Annotated in this window: 6 protein-coding genes; 5 read left to right on the forward strand and 1 reads right to left on the reverse strand. The window is 58.7% G+C overall.

The annotated features are described in order from the left end of the window. Positions 1 to 18 precede the first annotated feature (18 nt). The 5 genes from EN991_RS17040 (at position 19) to EN991_RS17060 (ending at position 5,434) form a co-directional block, all read left to right on the forward strand. On the forward strand, positions 19 to 1,656 hold the full coding sequence (locus EN991_RS17040; protein ID WP_127369181.1) for an ABC transporter substrate-binding protein: 1,638 nt from the start codon (positions 19 to 21) through the stop codon (positions 1,654 to 1,656). A 761-nt stretch (positions 1,657 to 2,417) separates the two neighbouring features. Then, complete coding sequence (locus EN991_RS17045; RefSeq protein WP_245465026.1) at positions 2,418 to 3,620, forward strand: alpha-2,8-polysialyltransferase family protein; 1,203 nt, start codon at positions 2,418 to 2,420, stop codon at positions 3,618 to 3,620. A gap of 75 nt (positions 3,621 to 3,695) precedes the next feature. Then, entirely contained in the window at positions 3,696 to 4,577 is an 882-nt protein-coding gene (locus tag EN991_RS17050) for a hypothetical protein (RefSeq protein ID WP_127369182.1), read from the forward strand. Between the two features lie 92 nt (positions 4,578 to 4,669). Then, the gene (locus EN991_RS17055) at positions 4,670 to 5,038 is read left to right on the forward strand and encodes a hypothetical protein (protein WP_013532752.1); all 369 of its coding nucleotides are present in this window, start codon (positions 4,670 to 4,672) and stop codon (positions 5,036 to 5,038) included. Positions 5,039 to 5,218: 180 nt separating this feature from the next. Then, positions 5,219 to 5,434, forward strand: coding sequence for a hypothetical protein (locus tag EN991_RS17060; RefSeq protein WP_082826424.1), 216 nt, complete (start codon positions 5,219 to 5,221; stop codon positions 5,432 to 5,434). 263 nt (positions 5,435 to 5,697) lie between these two features. Here the strand turns inward: EN991_RS17060 and EN991_RS17065 are convergent. Next, positions 5,698 to 7,029 (reverse strand): chromosome segregation SMC family protein (locus tag EN991_RS17065; protein ID WP_164769140.1); only part of this gene is annotated, 1,332 nt, incomplete at its 5' end.

A 7,029-nucleotide genomic window follows, 5' to 3' on the forward strand; every position in this document is an offset into this window, starting at 1 on the left:
AACAATGGGAGAACCGATATGACATCCAGACCTCTTCATCCGGCGATCGGCACATTTGCGAAAGGCGCGAAGAGCGGCGCGCTTGGCCGCCGCGAGTTCCTGGCGTTGGCCAGCGCCTTCGGTGCCAGCACGGCGATTGCCTATGGGCTCATCGGTCAACCGGTTCCGGCGCGGGCCGAGGAAGCCGCCCAACCCAGAAAGGGCGGCGTGCTGCGTGTTGCCATGCAGGTGATGGAGCTGGAAGACCCGCGCAAGTTCAAGGTTTCGCAGATGGGCAACATCGCCATGCAGTTTCTCGAACCGCTGGTGCGCTGGAAGCCGGATTTCACCTTCGAGCCGGTGCTGCTGCAGAGCTGGGAGATCAATGCGGACGCCACGGAATATGTGCTCAAGGTGCGCCCAGGGGTGAAGTGGTCGAACGGCGACGATTTCACCGCCACGGATGTCGCATTCAACATCACGCGCTGGTGTGAGAAGGATGCCGCCGGCAACTCGATGGCGGGGCGCATGACCGCCCTGATCGATCCCGACACCAAGGTGGCGCGCACTGGTGCCATCGAGGTTCGCGACGACCACACCGTGGTCCTGAAACTGTCGCAGCCCGACATCACCATTATCCCTGCGATGACCGACTACCCGGCATTGATCGTCCACCGCACGTTCAATCCGAAGGCAGCGCCACTGTCGGCCAACCCCGTTTCCACGGGTCCATTCGAGCTTAAAAAACTCGATGTCGGCGTTGCTGCCTCGGTGCGCAAGCGGCCGGACGGGTCGTGGTGGGGCGGTGAGGTGTTCCTCGACGGCATCGACTGGACCGACTACGGCACCGACTCGGCCGCCACCGTCTCCGCTTTCGAATCCGGTGAGATCGACCTGAACGGCCAGACGCAGTCCTATGACGTCGCCATGCTCGACAGGCTGGGCCTGAAGAAAAGCGAGATCGTCACCGCCGCCACCCTGGTCTCGCGCTGCAACGTCAACGCCAAACCCTATGACGACAAGCGCGTGCGCAACGCCATACAGCTTGCGGTCGATAACGAAGCGGTGCTGCAACTGGGCGCCGACGGCATGGGCATCGTCGCGCAGAACGATCATGTCGGACCGATGCATCCCGAACACGCCGACCTGCCGCCGATCAAACGTGATCCGGCCCGGGCCAGGGCATTGCTCAAGGAAGCCGGCCAGCTCGATTTCGAGTTCGATCTGATCTCGGTCGAAGCCGACTACCGCAAGGAAAGCTCCGATGCCGTCGCCCAGCAGATGCGCGACGCCGGCTTCAAGGTGAAACGCACCGTCATCCCGGAATCGGCGTTCTGGAACGACTGGACGAAGTATCCCTTCGCGACGACCAATTGGAACGCCCGACCGCTCGGCATCCAGACCTATGCGCTTGCCTATCAGACCGGTTCGGCATGGAACGAGACGGGGTTCGCCGATCCAGACTTCGATGCCAAGGTCCACAAGGCCAATTCCATCGCCGATCCGGAGCAGCGCCGTGTGGTAATGAAGGAACTCCAGGTCATGCTGCAGGATTCCGGCATCATCGTTCAGCCTTACTGGCGAAAGCTGTTCTGCCATATGAAACCTTCCTTGATGGGCTACCAAATGCACCAGGCCTATGAGCAGGATTTCACACGGGCCTGGCTCGCCGCCTGATCGCGGACGACCCCTCCGACAGGGCGGCGCATTTTCTGGCGCCGCCCTTAGAGCAGTTCACCGTTTCACGGAAACGGCGAGCTGCTCTAACTCTTTGTTTTGAGGCAATTTTGGCCGGAAAACCGCTTCACACTTTTCCTAGAATTGCTCTGGCCTGCTCACCGGGGACGTTGCGCCGAAGCGTCGGCCTCAAGGGCGTTCGAGGGGCAGTGCGGGCTTTGTATCGGGCATGATGCGCAGATGCGCCCACACATGCCCTGCCTTGTCAGGTCGGCCGGGATTGCAGGCCGCCACACCGGACCGGCTGGCACATCAAGTGTGTGAAACATTCTGGTTTCTGCCTCTGTCATCATCTAGCTCCGGTTCATGGCTGGAGCTTACTTTTGACTGGGGGCAGCGAAACCCGCTTTCCCGGGCAACGACCTTCCCGAGAACCGGGAGAATTCGTGCTCTTGGTGCCGAGAGGGACCCGAAGCAGCAAGACGACCGCATGAGCGGTCTGCCGCACCGGGTGCTATTGCCGGATCTCGACAGGTCTCTGCCGCTCAGTTGAAGTGAATTCGCCTGCCTATTGTGCGGAACTCTAGCCTGTCTTGGACGTTAGACCCGCCATCTGAAAGATATTTCCTACCGACGCGATAGGCAGTATTACGAAGCGGGTGGGACGCCCCGAGCCACACGGCCTGTCGGATATGAAGCAATTTTGCGGTTGAGATCGCGGAACATGCAGCGTTATTTCCATCCGATCTGGAGATCTTAAATTGCCAGCTCGAATATGCTGCGTCTTTGGCAGCTGGCAATTGCTCAGCCTGGTTGCCTCACTTCGCCAATCAACAATGGATGGAAGCTCCCCGGCGGATCAGGAGCATGAGGACTATCTCCTGCTTTATGAAACGGCCGGCGTTTCCGAGCATTTCAAGACCGGTCTTGCTGAACTTGCGTCTAAAGTATGGACCTGGAGACGGATCATATGGGCGTACGACCTTCTGACGTCCGAGCGTAAATATGGGCAACTGCAAATTTTCCGGATCCATCGTCTGATCCGAGACACAATTGGTCTCGACGCGAGTTCCGTAGCTGAAATCTGGGCCTGCTTCGTTAACCGGCCGTCGGAAAAAATACTGCTGGATTCATACCCTGAAGCCAAGATCGTTTTGTATGAGGATGGCTTGACGTCATACCTTCCATTCGAGATGGCAACCATGGCACGGCCGCCGGGCACAAGGTTTCGACGACGCATCACCGCGGTCTTGATTGCAGGACTCTCTACAATTTCACCGGCGTTCCGATTGAGGAAAGCGGCCGACAGGATAGAAAGACACCATCTGAGACGGGTGACGAAGTTTTATTCTTTGCTTCACGAAATCCCCATTCACGATGCACTGGAGAACGTACCAAGATTTCAGGTCGGCGCTTCGCTGATGCGCGACGTAATAGGTGAAGCCTGCAGGGATGCGCTTTCCGGCGGCGATGAACATTGCCGTGCGTCAGCCAACCCACGGATCCTGCTGCTCGGCCAGGCATTGTCGCGAAACCGCATAATGTCGTACGCGCAAGAGGCGGCGATCTATAGACGAATTGCGGAGCAGATCGTCGAGAGGGGATACGACGTCGTCTGGAAGGAACATCCCAGAATAAGCAAGCCCTTTTTCCCCGAATTGCTGGATGCAGTTGGCAATGTGACGGCCGACGCCAACACCAGGATCATGGAAGCTAACCTGCCACACATATATCCGATAGAGCTTTTCGTATCCCGGATGAACATCGTTGGCTGCGTCTCCGGCACGTCAGCTGCCCTTCTTTACCTGAAGTGGCTTTACGGCATCAAAACATACACTTTTGCGGAAACCCTGGTGCCCCTCATGACTGGCGCGGATATTCTAATGAGCGAAATGGTAAAAGCCCATGCGGAGCCCTTTTCAACGCTCCAATCTTTGAACGAGACGCAGAAAGGGATGCGTTGAAAGGCGGTAACCCGAACAGGTTGAACACGATCCTCGCTGTCCAAATTCGGACAAACTCGATCTGGGACACCATCGATGTCAAAGCCGCTTTCAGTCCTTCAACGAGCCACCAAGGCCGACGTTCGATCGGAGCCGTTTCCACACATCATCCTGCGCGACGCCCTTCCCCTCGATCTCTACCAGGAATTGGACGGCACGTTTCCCGCTCCGGAAACGCTCGAAATCGATACACGCCGCAACAACACCAGGTGGGATTATGAGGCCCACCGCGTTCGGTCGAACGAAGCCGTGCCGCAAATATGGCGCGATTTTATCGCCTACCATGTATCGCAAGCATTTTTCGGCGAGGTCGCCGACCTGTTCTACGACGATATTCACAAGCTTTACCCTGATTATTACCCCAATTATGAACGCCTCAAGAATATGAAAGCGGGCATCAGGTTTAGTGACACCTATGCAACGCGCGACATACTGATGGATGCGATGCTCAGCGGGAACACGCCGGTGACCAATGCCGGCTCGGTGCGGACAAGCCACATCGACAATGGCGACAAGCTATTTTCTGGCCTGTTTTATATGAGGCCGGAAGATTATGATGCCGTTGGCGGGGACCTGACAATTAGTCGTTTCCAGTCCAAATACGCCACGCTGAAAGCCAAAGCGACACTCTTCAATGATGCCTATGTCGACGACACCCATTTGGAATGCGTCGAAACAGTTCAATACGACAAGAACATTCTTGTATTGTTCATCAACTCGATTGAATCGGTCCACGGCGTCACAGTCCGCCAACCCACCAACAAATCCCGGCTTTTCGTCAATCTGGTTGGAGAAGTCGAAAAGCCATTCTACATCAAAGGAAAAAAGATACGGCCGCGCTACGTCCCGGCGCATCAAAATCAGGATGAGGCGGAACAGACCTGGCTGAAAAAGCTCAAGCAAAAATTGCGGCTTTAGAAGAACAACGCCGTCGATCCGAGTTTCAGCCTGAACTGCCAATACCGAGCCGGATTCGACTTTCCCGGCGGCTAGGCAAAGATTGGAACAGAATGAGATTTTATCCAGCCGTCGAACGGATCGCCTTTTTCGCCACGCTTGCCGCTGTTCTTGCCCTTGCACTGCTGCCTATACCCCGACTTGAAGAGTACGGGATCGATATCGGTTTCCGTTCCGACAAGCTGAACCACGCCAGCGCCTTTGCCGTCATGACTTTCCTTGGAGGGCTCGGCTGGCCCGATCGAAAAGCAAGACTAATCGTCTTCCTGGCCATGATTGGAGCGGCGATCGAGGTCCTGCAGGGCACGGCGCTGATACGGCGCGATCTGGATGTGTTCGACTGGTTTGCCGATTGCGCCGGCATCGCATGTGGCCTCGTGGCCGTGATCTGTGTGAACTGGATCTTGCGGCGCAGAGGTTGAGCCCGCTCTCAAGCCTTATCTGCACGGCGCCGATAGCCACAGGAGTTCGCCCTCGGCTCCATTGACTCAGCGAAATCGGATTGCAACGATCCGATCCGAGAGTGAGCGATTTTTCTAACTTGGCCGGACAGATATTTTGGGCGCGGCACCCAGGAAGTGCGCCATCAGTATTGAGGGACGATGACGATCAAGATCAGGCTTCCGGGCGGTGTATTGAAGGTCAAGCAACGTTATGAGTTGCGGCGGCGAGAGTACAAGGGCGAAGTCCCGGTCTGGCAGTTTGGCAAATATTTCGTCATCTGGTGGCCCAGTACAATTCCTGATCGCCCCTCCAGGAGCTCGAATACTGATGAGGAACTTGAAATGAATCTTCCATCGTCTGGAGAAAGCACGTAAGCTCTATGCATCATGGCTTTGCGAATCAGATTGCCGGGGGGCACACTGAAGGTGAAGACCTACCGGGAACTGCGTGATCGCGAGCGGGATCACAGGGTGCCTGTGCTGAAACTGGGCTCGCTCTATTTCGTCTGGTCCCCGGCCAAACATCATTCGCACAGGCACAGTCCGCGGCCCTGACATTTTTTGCCGAGCGAGAACCGCTTGCACCCTTTTCCTGAAATTGCTCCGGTGCGGCCCATTCCAGCCAGCGCTGACCTGGGTCAGCTTGCCTCGCGCATGGCCTCGGCCGCCTGCAGGTCGACCGACACCAATTGGCTGACGCCCTGTTCGGCCATGGTGACGCCGAACAGCCGGTTCATGCGCGCCATGGTGATGGGATTGTGGGTGATGATGACGAAGCGCGTCTCGGTGGTGGCGGCCATTTCGTCCATCAGGTTGCAGAAGCGCTCGACATTGTGGTCGTCGAGCGGGGCGTCGACTTCGTCGAGCACGCAGATCGGCGCCGGATTGGTCAGGAACACCGCGAAGATCAGCGACATCGCCGTCAACGCCTGCTCGCCGCCCGACAGCAGCGTCATGGTCTGCGGCTTCTTGCCGGGCGGGCGGGCCAGGATTTCGAGGCCGGCCTCGAGCGGATCGTCGGATTCGATCAGCTGCAATTCCGCCGTGCCGCCGCCGAACAGATGCGAGAACAGCCGCTGGAAATGGCCGTTGACGACATCGAAGGCGGCAAGCAGCCGCTCGCGGCCTTCGCGGTTGAGGCTCTGGATCGCCTGCCTGAGCTTGCGGATCGCCTCGATGATGTCCTCGCGCTCCGACACGATCGCCTCCAGCCGGTCGGAAAGCTCCTTCTGCTCTTCCTCTGCGCGCAGATTGACGGCGCCCAGCCGTTCGCGCTCGATCTTCAGCCGGTCCAGCTGACGCTCGATCTCGGGCATCTCAGGCATCGGGCTGTCAGCCTCCAGACCGGTATGGCGAATAACCAGATGCGGCGGTGTGTTCAGCGTTTCCTGGATGCGCGCCTGGACCTCCAGCCGGCGTTCGTCGGCCGCGGTCAGCCGCTCTTCGGCGCGAACGCGGCTCTCGCGCGCCTCAGCCAGGAACTGGATGGCGCCGGTGGCGGCCTTGTCCAGTTCGGATTGCCGGTTCTCCGCTTCCTGCAGACGGTCGGCCGCCGCCTTGCGCAAGGTTTCGGCCTCGGTGAGCTGCGACAGCAGGGCGCGCCGCTTGGCGTCGATTTCATCGGGCGCATCCGCCAGCCGCTCGCGTTCGGCCTCGGCCTCGGCCTTGCGTTCGCCAAGCGAGGCGATCTGCGTCGAGGCGTTTTCGGCCCGCTCCAGCCAATTGCTGCGTTCGGCGCCAATGGCATCGAGCCGGCGCGCGCGCGCCTCGGCTTCGCGGCGCAGCCCCTCATGCACCGCACGCGCATCGGCAAGCGCGGCGCGGTCGCGGGCGACATTGGCCGAGGACTGTTCGAGCTGCAATTGCAGATCGCCAAGATCGGGCGCGTCCTGCAGCAGCATTTCCGCCTCGGCGAAGGCGGCCGAAATCTCCTCATGGCTGTCGACGATGCGGGCGCGCGCTTCATCGAG

The sequence above is a fragment of the Mesorhizobium sp. M7A.F.Ca.US.005.03.2.1 genome, from assembly GCF_003997795.1.
GTDB classification, from domain to species: domain Bacteria; phylum Pseudomonadota; class Alphaproteobacteria; order Rhizobiales; family Rhizobiaceae; genus Mesorhizobium; species Mesorhizobium ciceri.

Excerpts from the sequence above, each read along its gene's own strand:
- EN991_RS17050 (WP_127369182.1), top strand. The coding sequence starts at position 3,696 with ATGTCAAAGCCGCTTTCAGTCCTTCAACGAGCCACCAAGGCCGACGTT.
- EN991_RS17040 (WP_127369181.1), top strand. The coding sequence starts at position 19 with ATGACATCCAGACCTCTTCATCCGGCGATCGGCACATTTGCGAAAGGC.
- EN991_RS17060 (WP_082826424.1), top strand. The coding sequence starts at position 5,219 with ATGACGATCAAGATCAGGCTTCCGGGCGGTGTATTGAAGGTCAAGCAA.
- EN991_RS17055 (WP_013532752.1), top strand. The coding sequence starts at position 4,670 with ATGAGATTTTATCCAGCCGTCGAACGGATCGCCTTTTTCGCCACGCTT.